This window comes from Carnobacteriaceae bacterium zg-C25, from assembly GCA_017945845.1.
In the GTDB taxonomy this organism is placed as follows: Bacteria; Bacillota; Bacilli; order Lactobacillales; family Aerococcaceae; genus WM01.
This window is the reverse complement of record CP072828.1, coordinates 962381-977867: the sequence shown is the minus strand read 5'-3', so window position 1 is coordinate 977867 and position 15487 is coordinate 962381. Positions and strand designations below refer to the sequence as shown.

Annotated in this window: 14 protein-coding genes; 13 read left to right on the top strand and 1 reads right to left on the bottom strand. The window is 35.8% G+C overall.

Features of this window, described 5'->3' with window-relative positions; translation table 11 throughout:
- Positions 1–126: 126 nt before the first annotated feature.
- From J7S27_04590 to J7S27_04530, 13 genes are all read left to right on the top strand, one after another.
- Positions 127–480, top strand: a complete 354-nt coding sequence (locus J7S27_04590; protein QTU82591.1) for a hypothetical protein — start codon at positions 127–129, stop codon at positions 478–480.
- A gap of 168 nt (positions 481–648) precedes the next feature.
- The gene (locus J7S27_04585; protein QTU83617.1) at positions 649–1242 is read left to right on the top strand and encodes a TVP38/TMEM64 family protein; all 594 of its coding nucleotides are present in this window, start codon (positions 649–651) and stop codon (positions 1240–1242) included.
- 6 nt (positions 1243–1248) lie between these two features.
- Complete coding sequence (locus J7S27_04580; GenBank protein QTU82590.1) at positions 1249–2280, top strand: glycosyltransferase family 4 protein; 1032 nt, start codon at positions 1249–1251, stop codon at positions 2278–2280.
- A 38-nt stretch (positions 2281–2318) separates the two neighbouring features.
- On the top strand, positions 2319–2504 hold the full coding sequence (locus tag J7S27_04575; protein QTU82589.1) for a hypothetical protein: 186 nt from the start codon (positions 2319–2321) through the stop codon (positions 2502–2504).
- An 8-nt stretch (positions 2505–2512) separates the two neighbouring features.
- Entirely contained in the window at positions 2513–2857 is a 345-nt protein-coding gene (locus J7S27_04570; GenBank protein ID QTU82588.1) for a cysteine desulfurase, read from the top strand.
- A 51-nt stretch (positions 2858–2908) separates the two neighbouring features.
- The gene (locus J7S27_04565; GenBank protein QTU82587.1) at positions 2909–4231 is read left to right on the top strand and encodes a CBS domain-containing protein; all 1323 of its coding nucleotides are present in this window, start codon (positions 2909–2911) and stop codon (positions 4229–4231) included.
- A gap of 4 nt (positions 4232–4235) precedes the next feature.
- Positions 4236–5177, top strand: a complete 942-nt coding sequence (locus tag J7S27_04560; protein ID QTU82586.1) for a bifunctional oligoribonuclease/PAP phosphatase NrnA — start codon at positions 4236–4238, stop codon at positions 5175–5177.
- 2 nt (positions 5178–5179) lie between these two features.
- Positions 5180–7723: a DNA mismatch repair protein MutS gene (gene mutS / locus J7S27_04555; GenBank protein ID QTU82585.1), complete on the top strand. Its 2544-nt coding sequence runs from the start codon at positions 5180–5182 to the stop codon at positions 7721–7723.
- A 2-nt stretch (positions 7724–7725) separates the two neighbouring features.
- Positions 7726–9198 carry a nicotinate phosphoribosyltransferase gene (locus J7S27_04550; protein QTU82584.1) on the top strand — a complete coding sequence of 491 codons (1473 nt, stop codon included), beginning with the start codon at positions 7726–7728 and terminating at the stop codon, positions 9196–9198.
- Positions 9199–9207: 9 nt separating this feature from the next.
- Positions 9208–10026, top strand: coding sequence for an ammonia-dependent NAD(+) synthetase (gene nadE / locus J7S27_04545; GenBank protein QTU82583.1), 819 nt, complete (start codon positions 9208–9210; stop codon positions 10024–10026).
- Between the two features lie 93 nt (positions 10027–10119).
- The gene (locus tag J7S27_04540) at positions 10120–12486 is read left to right on the top strand and encodes a serine hydrolase (protein QTU82582.1); all 2367 of its coding nucleotides are present in this window, start codon (positions 10120–10122) and stop codon (positions 12484–12486) included.
- 126 nt (positions 12487–12612) lie between these two features.
- On the top strand, positions 12613–13461 hold the full coding sequence (locus J7S27_04535; GenBank protein QTU82581.1) for an HAD family phosphatase: 849 nt from the start codon (positions 12613–12615) through the stop codon (positions 13459–13461).
- Positions 13458–14285, top strand: coding sequence for an MBL fold metallo-hydrolase (locus J7S27_04530; protein ID QTU82580.1), 828 nt, complete (start codon positions 13458–13460; stop codon positions 14283–14285). Before J7S27_04535 ends, J7S27_04530 begins: the two co-directional genes overlap by 4 nt.
- 169 nt (positions 14286–14454) lie before the next feature.
- On the opposite strand, the gene J7S27_04525 is transcribed toward J7S27_04530, so the two are convergent.
- Entirely contained in the window at positions 14455–15462 is a 1008-nt protein-coding gene (locus J7S27_04525; GenBank protein ID QTU82579.1) for a lactate dehydrogenase, read from the bottom strand.
- Positions 15463–15487 lie beyond the last annotated feature (25 nt).

Below are 15487 nucleotides of genomic sequence, written 5' to 3'. Positions count from 1 at the left end.
GATGCCGTAATGAAATTAGGATTGCGATATTCCTAAAAATGATAAAACGCTTTTTTAATCGACAAAAGCACCATCTAAACATTCTTTATGGTATAATAAAACGTATATTGTAAGGAGAGTGAATTTGTGGATTTTTTTAATGAAATACTAGGGTTATTTATTGTGCCAGTAGCGTTTATTGTTTTAACGTTAGTGAAACTATTGTTTAAAAAAATAAGTGTTTATTTATGTATGGCGCCTATTGCCACATATGCGATTCATTATATTTTTGAACAATTATTTGCCTATTCACCCTTATCTTATTTAGGTTTAATATTGAGCTTATTAGGTGTATTCATGTTGTTTTATAATTTTAAACGCAATATGGCCTATACCTTTATACAGTTTTGGAAAAGATTATTGATTTTATATGCTAAAGTTGCCTTGCTCATATGGTTTTTAATTAGCGTGTATCAAGTGATTCATTATATTATTGTGTAAAAAAATTAGGAGATTGGAATGGAAAATCAAGAAAAGACAACCCCCGTTTTTGTACAAAAGTATCGTAAAATTATTCAACTTGCTGCTACAGCAGGTATTGTTTTAACGTTTTTAATTGCTTATTGGGTAGCCACAGGCACTTATTTTAAACCGGTTGAAGAAGGTGGTATGTTTACCATTCATTTGAAACAACTTGGTGTGTTTGGTCCTATTGTATTTACTTTGATTCAAATTATACAAGTTGTTATTCCGGTTATCCCCGGAGGCATTGTTTCGTTATCTGGACAAGTCGTGTTCGGTTACTTATGGGGATTTATTTATAATTATGTAGGTATCACTATTGGTTCGATTATTGCTTTTTTCTTGGCAAGAGCGTATGGCGAATTTTTTGTAAAATGTTTTGTGAGTGATGAAACGTATGATAAATATTTAGGATGGACGAAAAATGAAAAACGTTTTTCATGGATTTTAGGTATTTTGTTTTTCTTACCCGCTGCACCAGATGATATTTTGTGTATGATTGCAGGATTGACGACGCTTTCATTTAAAAAATTTATGTTGATTTTTATACCGACAAAAGCAATCTCTACATTTGCGTTTACGGTATTGATGCAAAAAGCTTTAGAATACATTTTAGATGTTGTATGGCCGTATATTTATACAACGATATGGCCAGTAGTTGTGACAAATATGTTATGGGTGATTCTTGGGGTGTGTTTTATAGCCATCGTCACTTATTATGTAATTAAAAAAAGAAAGTAAAACAGTATGACAAAGAAAAATATTATTAATATGTTGTCTAGTGCAACAAGTGTAAAGGGACAAGGTGTCGGTTCTGCTTACTTGGAACAAGTAAAGTTAGTCAGTGAAGGGCTAAGTGACAATTATGAAGTGGTCATTAATAAACCAATCATTGCAGATATTACGCATTTTCATACCATTGATTTTAAATTTTTCTTAGGAAAAGACTTTGTTTCTAAACAAGGTAAATCAGTCGGGTATGTACACATGTTGCCAGAAACCGTTGAAAAAAGTTTGCAATTACCATTTCCTATTAAATCCATCTTTTTTAAATATTTAATTCAATTTTATAAACGTATGGATTATTTGGTAACGGTCAATCCATATTTTATTGGCGAACTGGAAAAGTATGGTATTGAACGCGATAAAGTGACGTATATTCCAAATTTTGTGTCAAGCGATCAATTTCATCCATTAGGACACGACATCGTTGAACAAACAAAAATCAAATACGGCATTCCAACGGATCGATTTATTGTATTATCAGCTGGTCAATTGCAACGACGTAAAGGTATTTTTGATGTCGTAGAAATGGCAAAATTATTACCCGATGTTCATTTTGTTTGGGCGGGTGGATTTTCGTTTGGTAAAATATCTGACGGCTATAAAGAAATTGAAAAAATTGTGGAGAATCCACCACAAAATATGACTTTTTTAGGCATTGTAGAACGTGAAGAAATGAACGCGATTTATAATATGGCAGATGTGATGATGTTAGCATCATTTGAAGAGTTATTCCCAATGACCATTTTAGAAGCCATGTGTGTGAATAAGCCAATTTTATTACGGGATCTAGATATTTATCCGGATATTTTATTTGATTTTTATGAAAAAGCCAATTCAATTGATGAGTTTGTTTCAGTGATTCAATCTTTACAAACGGATACGCAACGCTATGAAAAAGCGGTTGAAGCCTCTAAAAAAGGAAATGTCTTTTATTCAAAAGAAAATGTTTTAGAAATGTGGCAACAATTTTATGATATGGTGTTAAATAGTTAATGATAATGGTATACTAATCACTATAGAGTAGGTGTAGTATGAAGAAAAAACAACGAAGTTCTAAAACTGTTTTGATATTGATGATGATTCTTTTCACGATTTTAACGGTGAATGCATTTGTTGATCGTGTCACATATGTTGATTATCAAAAAACAGAAAAATCAAATAATGATCATAAAGATAAACCAAAAGTGGAAACCGGAGAAAATAAACCGGGACGATAGGAGGAAACATGTCTTTTCAAAAACAAGTGACCATTTTAGGTCGTCAAAAAACATACACAATTAGCCCAAAATGTAAACGATATACGTTACGTGACAATGGGTTTGAAGAAACAAAAACAGGGAATTTTCAATTTGTTCGTTCACTTGATGTAGTTGGTGGTGCTAAAAAACATTTGCAACTGAAAGTGACGATATCAAAAAATATGGATAGCTTGAAAATATCAACAACAAATCAGTCTGGATTAAGCACTGTTGACTTATACAAGATGAAAAATAATGAAATGATAATTGAAAAATTTGAGTTTATTTTAGATGGGCTTGTAGACCGTGATGTGTTAATCGAATTAAATTAATCGACAAAGCATTCATGTTTGATGAATGCTTTTTCTGTATTGGAGGGAGTTATGGCAACAAAGCATGAAACAATTATTCAATATATTGATAGCTTAATGCCCGGCGAAAAAGTGTCTGTACGTTCCATCGCAAAAAATATGAAAATGAGTGAAGGTACCGCCTATCGTGCCATAAAAGAAGCACAAAGTCTGGGATTAGTGTCAACGATTGAGCGCGTTGGGACGGTACGGATTGAAAAAAAAGCAAAACGTCATTTTGAATCGTTGACATTTCAAGCAGTTGAATCGATTATTGACGGGAAAGTATTGGGTGGCTTCCAAGGTTTAAATGGGACGTTGAAAAAATTTGTCATTGGGGCAATGCAAGAAGATGCTATGTTACGTTATATTACGCCACATTCTTTAATGATTGTAGGTAATCGAACTAGTGTGCAACGTTTAGCGCTGGAAAGTGGCGCTGCAGTATTGATTACGGGTGGATTCGGAACAACAAACGAAATTATCGACTTAGCAAATGAAGTGGGATTGCCATTGATGAGTACATCATATGATAGTTTTACAGTTGCAACGATGATTAACCGTGCAATGAGTGATCAACTCATTAAAAAAGAAATTGTATTAATTGACAATATTTATACCCCTATTGAAAAAACGGCTTATTTAAAAGCGGATGATACAGTAGGCACTTATCGTGAATTGTCGCAAAACACAGAGCATTCGCGATTTCCTGTTGTCAATGGACAAAATCGACTAATCGGTATTGTGACCGCTAAAGATGTTATGAAGCGTAACGACGATGTCGTTATCGAAAAAGTGATGACTAAAAATGCCGTCGTCGCAAAATTGCACATGAGTGTGGCAAGTGTTTCGCATATGATGATATGGGACGGATTAGATGTGCTACCCGTTGTAGAAGATAACATGCAATTAGTTGGGATTGTTTCACGACGTGATGTTATGAAAGCCATACAAGTGTTGCAACGTCAGCCACAAATGGGCAATACCATTAAAGACCAAGTCATTTCATCTTTAGAAAGTGTTTCAGTAGACGATCATAATGACACCATGCAATATCAAATCGTTGTTGAACCACAAATGTTAAATAGTGTGGGAACAATTTCTTATGGCGTATTATGTGAATTAGTTACCGAAACGGCGCAACAACTGATTTACCATCACGTTCAACAAGGTGCGATTTTGGAACAGTTACATTTAAATTATTTTAAAGTGATTCAAAACGAAAATCACTTAACGATTGATTGCTCGATTTTAGATGCAACACGTCGTTCGTTAAAAGTTGAGGTGTGCGTGAGTGTTGCCCAACGACTCGTTGCAAAAGCAACGCTAGCTTATCAAACCATTTTGAAAGGATAAATTCATGATTTCATTTAAAACCATTATCGAAAAAATTAAAGCGTATGACACCATTATCATTCATCGACACGTTCATCCCGATCCAGATGCGTACGGGAGTCAATTAGGGTTAGCTCAACTCATTAAAGACAATTTTTCAAAACGCGTGTATTGCGTTGGCGAACAATTAGACGGTTTGTCATGGATTGGACAAATGGATGTGATTGATGATGTGGTGTATAACGATGCCTTAGTTATTGTAGTTGATACCGCCAATACTGCACGCATTGATGATGCACGTTATGTAAACGGTAAAGAACTCATTAAAATTGATCATCATCCCAATGTTGAACCATACAGTGAATTGTTGTACGTTGATACTACAGCAAGTAGTGTGAGCGAAATCATGTGTGAGTTTGCTTTTGAAAGCGAATTAACTATCTCTTGTGAAAGTGCGCGATTATTATATGCTGGTATTATTGGTGATACAAATCGCTTCCTATACAATAACGCCACGCCAAAAACAATGTCACTTGTTTCTCGTTTGAGAGAGACGGTCTCATTTGATAATGTTGCGATTCATAATATGATGATGGAAAAAACGTTGGAACAAGCACGATTAAATGGGTATGTTTTACAACACCTCAACATCGAGGCAAACGGCGCATTGGCAACTGTTATTTTGACACAAGATATTTTGAAACAATTTGGTGTGACGAATGATCAAACGGAAAGTGTCGTATCATTGCCAGGAAGTATTGCCGGGGTAAAAGTGTGGGTGATCTTTGTCGAAAAAGAAGATGGGACTTATCGTGTGAACTTGCGTTCAAAAGGGCCGATTGTTAACGGTATTGCTGCGCAACATGACGGTGGTGGACACCCTCTAGCTAGTGGTGCAAACGCCAAAGATAGACAAGAAGTGGATGTTATTATTTCTGAATTAACGACATTAGCATTGGAAGGATAAGTATGAGTGTTGAACAAGTAACGCCGATGATGGCACAGTATTTAGCCATTAAGGAAAATTATAAAGACTGCTTATTATTTTATCGTTTAGGCGATTTTTATGAATTGTTCCATGAAGATGCGATAATAGCCTCACACGAATTAGAAATTGCACTAACTGCACGAAATAAAAATGCGGCTAATCCAGTAAAAATGTGTGGTGTACCTCATCATTCTGCAACTGAATATATTCAAACGTTAGTGGACAAAGGTTATAAAGTAGCTATTTGTGAACAAGTCGAAGATGCAAAAATGGCAAAAGGGATGGTCAAGCGTGAAGTCGTGCAAGTGATTACACCTGGAACGTTTATGGATCCTAAAGTGCGAGATGAAAAAAACAACTATTATTTAGTGGCGTTACGTTTTGAAAATGCCTTTCATCTGTCGTATAGCGATATTGGAACGGGGAGTTTGCACGTGACGTCGTTACCAAGTCTTAATGAAGTCATGATTGAATTGGACAGTTTGAATGTGGCGGAATTAGTGTATGACGACACACTTTCGCAAAACGATTTAGACAAATTAAGCAAACGACATACCTTTATTTTTTCACATGCAACGATTGATGAAGCACTTGATAATACGCATTTTGCCTTTTTAGATTCAACCATGCAACAACAGGTTGTCGCGTTGTTATTGAGTTATATTTCAAAAACACAAATGCGTAGTTTGGTGCATATTCAAGATGCTCAAAGCTATGTAAGTGATCATTTTTTGAAAATGGATACGAATGCAAAAAATAATTTAGAAATTACACAATCGCATCGACAAAACGGGAAAAAATGGAGTTTGCTATGGTTGCTTGATCAAACGAAAACGGCTATGGGTGGGCGTATGTTACGCTCATGGTTAGATAAGCCACTGATTGATCCGCTAGCCATTACACAACGTTATAACCAAGTCGATAATTTATTGAATCACTTTTTTGAACGTTTAGATTTAATTGATGTGTTGAAAAAAGTATACGATTTGGAACGGTTAGTGGCTAAGGTTTCATTTGGTAGCGTGACACCAAGAGAGTTAATTCAGTTAAAATTATCTTTAGAGCAAGTGCCTATTATTAAAAAACATTTGCGTTCGATGAATGCAAATGGTGAATGGGATAGTCTATTAAATCATTTACCCGATTTACAACCGTTAGTGACACTCATCGAACAAGCGATTGTTGATGAACCGTCTATTAGTTCTAAAGAGGGTGGCATCATTCGAGATGGGTATAACGCTTTGTTGGATGCGTATCGTGACGCTATGACGAATGGTAAACAGTGGATTGCTCAATTACAACAGAGTGAACGTGAAAAAACGGGTGTTAAAACGTTAAAAATTGGTTTTAACCGCGTATTTGGGTATTACATTGAAGTCACCAAGGGGCAGTTGCATGCGTTGGAAGAAGGACGATATGAACGAAAACAAACGTTAGCCAATGCGGAACGGTTTATTACGCCCGAATTGAAAGAAAAAGAACGGCTCATTTTAGAAGCGCAAGAAAAATCGTTATCGCTAGAGTATGAATTGTTTGTTGCTGTTCGTGATGTGGTGAAAACACATAGTCAATCTTTACAGCAATTGGCAAAAAGTATTGCTTCGTTAGATGTTTTGCAATCTTTTGCACAGGTGAGTGAAGAAAATCACTATGTACGTCCGACTTTAAATGAGAGCGAACAAAAAATGAAAGTTGTTAGTGGACGTCATCCAGTTGTTGAAAAAGTTATTGGAATTGATAAGTATGTCCCTAACGATATTGTATTGGATCAACAGCAACGATTATTGTTGATTACTGGTCCGAATATGTCTGGTAAAAGTACGTATATGCGTCAAGTGGCATTAATTGCGATTATGGCACAAATTGGGTGTTTTGTACCTGCTCAAGAAGCGGAATTGCCAATATTCGATCGTATTTTTACACGTATTGGTGCGGCAGATGATTTAGTATCGGGGCAAAGTACGTTTATGGTTGAAATGATGGAAACAAATGTTGCACTGCAACAAGCTAGTGCAAAAAGTTTGTTATTGTTTGATGAAATTGGTCGTGGAACAGCAACGTATGACGGGATGGCATTAGCGGAAGCGATTTTACGATACGTGCATCAAAAAGTTCAGGCGTTGTCCATTTTTTCAACACACTATCATGAATTGACGGTGTTAGAAAAAGAATTAGATGAATTGCACAACATTCATGTTGGTGCTGTAGAACAGCGTGGCGAGTTGATTTTCTTACATAAAATTCAAGATGGGCCAGCCGATAAAAGTTATGGGCTACATGTAGCGCAGTTAGCTGGTTTACCGAAAGCGTTAATTGCTGATGCTGCCGTTATTTTAAAACAGCTGGAAACGGGTACTCATTTACATGCACCGGCTAAGGAAATAGAAACGGTAAGTCGTGAGCACCATCCATTTGAGGAAATGATGATGTTTATTTCAGCTATAGATATTAATCAAACATCGCCTTTAGAGGCTTTAATGCTATTACAACACATTCAACAAAAAATGAAAGAGAAGGAAGAATAAACATGCTGGTTTCAGACGATAGTTTAGTGCTTCATACGGATTTATACCAAATTAATATGATTCAAACGTATTGGTTAGAGGGGATTTCAGAAAAAAACGCCGTATTTGAGGCGTATTTCAGAAAAACGCCTTTCCAAAATGGATACGCCATTTTTGCCGGGTTAGAAAAAGTCGTCAGTTACATTCAAAATTTAAAATTTTCAGAAAGTGATTTAGCGTACTTAAAATCATTAGGAACATATTCCGATGCATTTTTAGACTATTTGAAAAATATGTCATTTCAATGTACCGTCCGCGCGCCTAAAGAAGGGGAAGTGGTTTTCGCTAATGAGCCGTTAATTCAAGTGGAAGGGCCGTTAGCACAGTGCCAATTGATTGAGACGGCGGTATTAAATATTTTGAATTTTCAAACGTTAATTGCGACAAAAGCAGCACGTGTGCGTCAAGTTTGTGGCAACGATAATTTATCTGAATTTGGAACGCGTCGTGCGCAAGAAATGGATGCTTCACTTTGGGGTGCAAGAGCCGCGTATATTGGTGGATTTAACAATACGAGCAATGTGCGTGCTGGAAAAGTATTTGGTATTCCAATTTCTGGAACACATGCCCATGCGCTAGTACAAGCGTATCGTAACGATTATGATGCGTTTATGGCGTATGCAAAAACACATAAAGATGTGGTGTTTTTAGTGGATACTTATGACACGTTGAAATCGGGTGTACCGAATGCGATTCGTGTCGCTAAAGAAATGGGCGATAAAATTAATTTTGTCGGTGTCCGTATTGATAGCGGGGATATGGCATACATTTCTAAAAAAATACGTGAACAATTGGATACAGCAGGTTTCCCACATGCAAAAATTATTGCAAGCAATGATTTAGATGAACAAACAATTTTAAACTTAAAAATGCAAGGAGCAAAAATTGATGCGTGGGGTGTTGGGACGAAATTAATTACGGCATATGATCAACCAGCGCTAGGTATTGTTTATAAAATGGTGAGTATTGAAGATGAAAACGGAAATATGGTAGATACGATGAAAATTTCAAGTAATGCGGAAAAAGTATCTACACCTGGTCGTAAACAAGTGTGGCGTATTACCCGAAATAGTGATGGTAAATCGGAAGGGGATTATGTTGCTTTATGGGATGAACGTCCGGATTTACTAGACGAATTGTTTATGTTCCATCCAGTGCATACGTACATTAATAAAACCATCACAGGTTTTACAGCACGTCCCATTTTAGAAAATATTTTTGTCAAAGGTCAGTTAGTATATGCTTTACCAAATATTCATGATATTCGTGAGTATGCGTCACAATCTTTAGGCGCGTTATGGGAAGAATACAAACGTATTTTAAATCCTGAACCGTATCCAGTTGACTTGTCACAAAAATTATATGATCAAAAAATGGAAAGTATTGCTGCTATTCGTGCGCAAGTCGCTGAACATGTCGCGCAACTTCATGATTAGGAGATGTCTATGAGAACATTACAAAAAGAAATCATTGATGCGTTAAAAGTGTTGCCAACGATTGATGCATCGCTTGAAATTGAAAAATCGGTTAATTTTTTAGTGGAGTATTTAAAAAAGCATTCATTTTTAAAAAGTTTAGTGCTTGGTATTAGTGGCGGGCAAGATTCCACTTTAACGGGTAAATTATGCCAAATGGCGATTGATAAAATAAGACGTGAAACAGGGGATAAGGCGTATCAATTTTATGCCGTTCGATTACCGTATGGCATACAAGCAGATGAAACTGATGCGCAATTAGCGTTGTCGTTTATTGGTGCAGATAATGTTTTGACAGTCAACATTAAAGAAGCAGTAGATGCTAGTGTCAAAACGTTACAACAAGCAGGTGTTGTGATTAGTGATTTTAATAAAGGCAATATCAAAGCGCGTGAACGCATGATTGCGCAATATGCAATTGCTGGAGCACACCAAGGTGTTGTTGTTGGAACCGATCATGCAGCAGAAGCCGTTACAGGATTTTACACGAAATTTGGCGATGGTGCAGCAGATGTCATGCCAATTTGGCGTTTAAATAAACGACAAGGTAAGCAACTGTTACAGTATTTAAATGCGGATGAGCGTTTATATACAAAAATACCGATTGCCGATTTAGAAGAAGATAAACCACAACAACCCGATGAAGTAGCGCTTGGTGTAACGTACACACAGATTGATGATTATTTAGAAGGTAAAGTGATTGATGAAATTGCTGCTCAAACTATTGAAAATTGGTATTTAAAAACACAACACAAACGCCAATTACCAATGACGGTATTTGATGCGTAAAAGGTGATGAGTGATTTTCTGTTATTTTATGAAATACTGTTGAATATATATATATAATAAGTATGAAAAAATATAATTTATGGAGGGAATATCATGAAAAAAATAGTCAAGCCAATGCTGATGTTATTCGGATTTTTAGTGATGTTTGGTTTAGCTAACCAACCGCTTGCATCAGAATTATTGGGACAAACATCGACTGTAAATGCTGCAAACAATACGCAAGCAGAGTTAGTCTATGTGAATAATAGATGGGAGTACCATGTTGGTGGAAAAATAGATCCGCAATTTACCGCTGTTGTTAGTCATAAAGGTACAGACTTTTATGTTCAAAACGGTGTGATTAATTGGGGATATACAGGGTTAGCCCAACGAACTGACAAAACATGGGTGTATGTCGAAAAAGGTGTGACCAATTATTCACAAACACTGTTAGTGGATTATTACAACAGTAAGTTTTACGTTCAAAAAGGTAAAGTTGATTGGACGTTTACTAATTTGTTCAAACACGAAGGAGAATGGTACTTTGTTCAATACGGTCGTGTAAATACTGATTTTGTCGGATTGTTCAAATTTAATGGATTATTCTTTTTTGTTAGAAACGGAAAAGTTGACTGGAACTATAAAGGTCTACATCAACATACTGATGGCACATGGTATTTAATTGAAAAAGGTATCATTGCTACAGATCAAACAAAATTAGTGCCTTATCAAAATAATTTGTTCTATGTACAAAACGGTAAAATTGATTGGACATTTACTAATTTGTTCAAACACGAAGGAGAATGGTACTTTGTTCAATATGGTCGTGTAGATACTAATTTTGTTGGATTATTTAAATTTAATGGATTATTCTTTTTTGTTAGAAACGGAAAAGTTGACTGGAACTATAAAGGTTTACATCAACATACGGATGGCACATGGTATTTAATTGAAAAGGGTATTATTGCCGAAGATCAAAATCGATTGGTTCTTTATCAAAATAACTGGTTCTATGTTCAAAAAGGTAAAATTGATTGGTCATATACGGGGTTAGTCAATCATGAAGGTGTCTGGTACCACGTTGTTTCAGCACGCTTGGATAGAAATTTCACTGGTTTAACGAACTATTTAGGAAACCTCTTTTACGTTGAAAATGGTTTATTAAATTGGGGTTATACTGGTTTAGCACAAGAAGATGTCAACTGGAGATACGTTAAAAAGGGTGTTGTCGATAAAGCGTATAGTGGTGTCGTATTATATCAAGGTCGATTATTTTATGTCCATAAAGGAAATCTTGATTGGACATTTAATGGTGACGTCACATTTGAGGGGATTAAGTACACTGTAAAACATAATGCAGTCGAGTGGCCTGCTGAAGGATTCGTTATTGTATCTGATATCAATACAAAAAATTACGCCTTTACGATTACGTTAAAACCAAATCTAGTCAATAATATTAAATCGGTTAAATCATATGTTTGGAGCGAGAAAAATGGGCAAGATGATATTGTCGAAAATCGCTTGTTTAAACAAAAAGATGGCACATATAAGAGTGTTATTCGATTTGCCAATTATGGTTATGTTCCAGGTCGTTATTTGATTGATACATACATTACGTTAAATTCTGGACAAGAAATTTTAGTGAGCAAAAAAGATATCACATTGAATTTACCACCACAACGTGCAAAAGTTGCGCAAGATATTGCAAATTTAAAAGCGACGTATCATCGTTTATTTGATAGTGTCGGTGGTAGACGTTCAGCTTATGTAACGGTGCCAGATGGTATTGAAAACTTTGCAATTAATCAAAATAGCACTAATCCAGCTGCCTCAACAATTAAAATCTTTGTTATGGCGTCTGTATTTAATAAAGCAGCACGTGGAGAATTTGATTTTTCATGGCGATACACTGTTCAATCAAGTGATATTGTGACAGGTTCTTCAATTACGGAGCAAAATATCGGTGTATCCTTTAATATGGACCAATACATTCGTTTCATGATGGAGAAAAGTGATAATGCCGCAACGAATATTTTAATTCGTCATTTAGGTGGTATTCAAGCAACTAATGATGAAATTAGACGTTTAGGGTATACGAAAACGGTATTAACACGTTATATGTGGGACCGTGCAGCCATTAATCAAGGGTTAGATAATTACGTTTCTGCACAAGAAGCAAGTGATTTAATCAAAAATATTTATAACGGACAACTCGTGTTTGGCTGGTATGATGCAGCTATGCTAGATCGTTTAAGTCGAAATTACTATGCAGAATGGTTGACGGCAAATATTCGTGGCTATACAAAAACTTGGGATAAACCAGGTGGTGGTATTGGTACGGGAACCGACAATGATATTGCGGTAATTGAACGTAACGGTCGTGCCATTGTTGTGTCGGTATTTAATTATTTTGGTGCAGGTCATCAAAAAAATGCCGTTATTCAATATGGTGTTGAAATTGCAAAAGCGTTAGCAAATTAGTGAGAAAATCAATTGTTTTACTTTCTAATCGATAAAGTGTACTAAATGATAGGTAGTGACTTAACGACAGTTAGGTCACTACCTTTTTATATAGAGCATGGTATAATAACGAATAGAGGTGGAAAAATGATTAAATTATTTATTAGTGATTTGGATGGAACTTATTTAAATCACTTACATATATCAACAAAGTATGCAAAAGAAACCGTTTTTGAAGTGATTAATGACGGTAAAGAATTTGTGATTGCAACGGGTCGACATTTACATAAAAATCATCAAGTCGGCATTAATTTTTTTAACGCACCCATTTATAAAATTGCAATGAACGGAGCGATTATTTGGGATAAGCAGCATCAAGTGATTTACAAAAAAGCAATCGATTCGGTATTTGTTCAAACGTTAGTGAATACGTTTCCTGATGTGAGTTTTGAATTAATTACACATAAAGGTGTTTTTGTAAGCGTGTCACGTTTTTCCCATATTCGAGCAATGTTAAAAAATAAACTGTCGATTAAAGCGATTGTTAAATACGGATTAGCACTTTGGACAAAAGATTATTTTTTTGAAACGGATACAACACGATTAGATGATGTTTTAATGATTTCTTGCCGAATTGGTAAAGAAACGAAAGCGCAAGCAGTTAAAGCGTTTTTAAAAGAGCATAGTGAGTTTGTGATGGATTATGGACCCAATGTACATAACTTTGAAATTGTGGCAACGGGAGTGAATAAACAAGTGGCGTCGAGTTGGTTGGCAAAACATTTAAATGTTGATGAAAATGACGTTGCTGTGTACGGTAACGATTTAAATGATGTGCCAATGTTGCAACATTTTAAACATTCGTTTGCGCCTGACAATGCAGTAGAATTGGCTAAAATCGCTGCTAAACAAGTTGTTGGAAGCTGTGAACGGGATGGAGTTGCCAAACATATACGACAAACTTTACAACACAATACAGAAATGGAGTCAGAATGAATTATTTTACAGTTGAACAAGTGACACCGCGAATTTTTCGCATTCAAAGTCGATTTGGTGTGTGTTCTTACGTCGTGCAAGGGCGTCAAAAAGCGATTGTAATCGATACGACTTTAGGTATCGGTCATTTAAAAAATGTCGTGGAAAAGTTAGTGACGACACCGTATGAGATTGTACTCACACATGCGCATATTGATCACGCTAGTGGATTGAGCGAATTTAGTGTGCCGATGTATTTACATCAAGATGATTGGGCGTTGTACGACACACATTGTGGAGACGCTCATCGTGAAACCATCTTTTTTAAAACGGATATTTTTGATGGAGCTAATCAAGTACCGAAAGAAGATTTTATCCCGTACGGCGCTGTAAATTTTTTACCGATAGAAGATGGTCAAACGATGCCATTAGGCGATTTAGATTTGGTGTGTTATCATGTGCCGGGACATACAAAAGGCTCAATTGTCATTTATATCCCACAAGAAAAAATATTAATAACGGGCGATGCCATTGGTGAAAATACATTAATTATTTTTGAAGAGAGCGCTACAATAAAAACGCATTACCAATCATTAAAAAAGTTAGTGGCATTACAGTTGCCAATAGACATGGTGTTGCGACAACATGGTAGTAATGTATCATTTCCTTGTGTTCTTGAGAATAATTTAGCATTGGCTAAACAAATTTTAGAGCATTGTGATGATAGAGTGCCTACCACGACATATGGCGTATGTTGTTTTAAAGGTAAAGATTTACAATTGTATCAAGAAGATGATGCTAGACGAATTGGCAATATTTATTATATCGATGCTTTAGTTGATTAACGATGATAGGTTAAATGGTGTTTGATATAAGTACCTTGATGATGTTATGTGAAATTTTACCAATACTACTATAAAATCGGCTGAAATGGTTTGAAAATAACCTTTCAGCCGATTTGTCAATTTATCGTACAAAAAGAAACCACTCGATAGTCGAGTGGTTATCGCTTTATTATTGTGGTAATGCAACAAGGTTGTCACAAGTACCAGTTGTTAATACGTTGTGTAAGTTATCAAAACTGAATTCAATCATGTTTGATAAGGCTTCGTCTGTATTTGAACCAACGTGAGGTGTTACTAATACACGTGGGTATAAGTCAACTAATTCACGTACAGTTTGGTCTGGAATATCATTTCCATTTTCAAATGATTTGAAGAAGAAGCGTGTTTCGTCAGCAAATACGTCTGTTCCGTAACCTTCTAATTTTCCTGATTTTAACGCTTCTAAGATTGCTTCGTTATCTTGTAATTCACCACGCGCTGTGTTGATGAAGATTGCGCCATCTTTCATTTTTGATAAAAATTCAGCGTTAACCATTTTGTCGTTTTGACCTGGGAAGTATGGAACGTGCAATGAAACGATATCACATGTTGCCAATAATTCATCAAGTGATAAGAATGTTACTACAGATTTAGCAAAATCACTTTGGAAAACGTCGTAACCGTAAACAGTTGCGCCTAAACCTTTAAATAATTGAGCTTCTGTAATACCAATTTTACCAGTTCCGATGATACCGACTTTACAATTTCTAATTTCTTTAGAAAACATTGTTGGTGTTACGCGGAAATCGTATTTTGATGTACGATCAGCAGAGTATTGAACGTGACGTAATAATGACATGGCTAAAGTTAATGATAACTCTGCAATAGCATTTGGAGAGTATCCAGGTACGCGAGCAACTGTAATACCTAAGTCGGCAGCAGCTTGCAAGTCAATGTTGTTAAAACCTACTGCACGAGTGTGTACATTTTTAATACCGTATTGTGCAAATTTTTCTAAGTTTTGACGTGTTGCTTTACAGTTCCCACGAACGATAACAGCATCCATACCTTCTGCTTCTACAACATTTTCGTCGTTTAATAAAGCTTCTACTAATTTTAATTCAAAATTGTATTTGTTTAGTTTTTCAAAAAATGGTACTTCGTTTGGACGAACACCGTAACATACTACTTTTACCATAGTTCTTCTCCTTTAATTGTTTCGT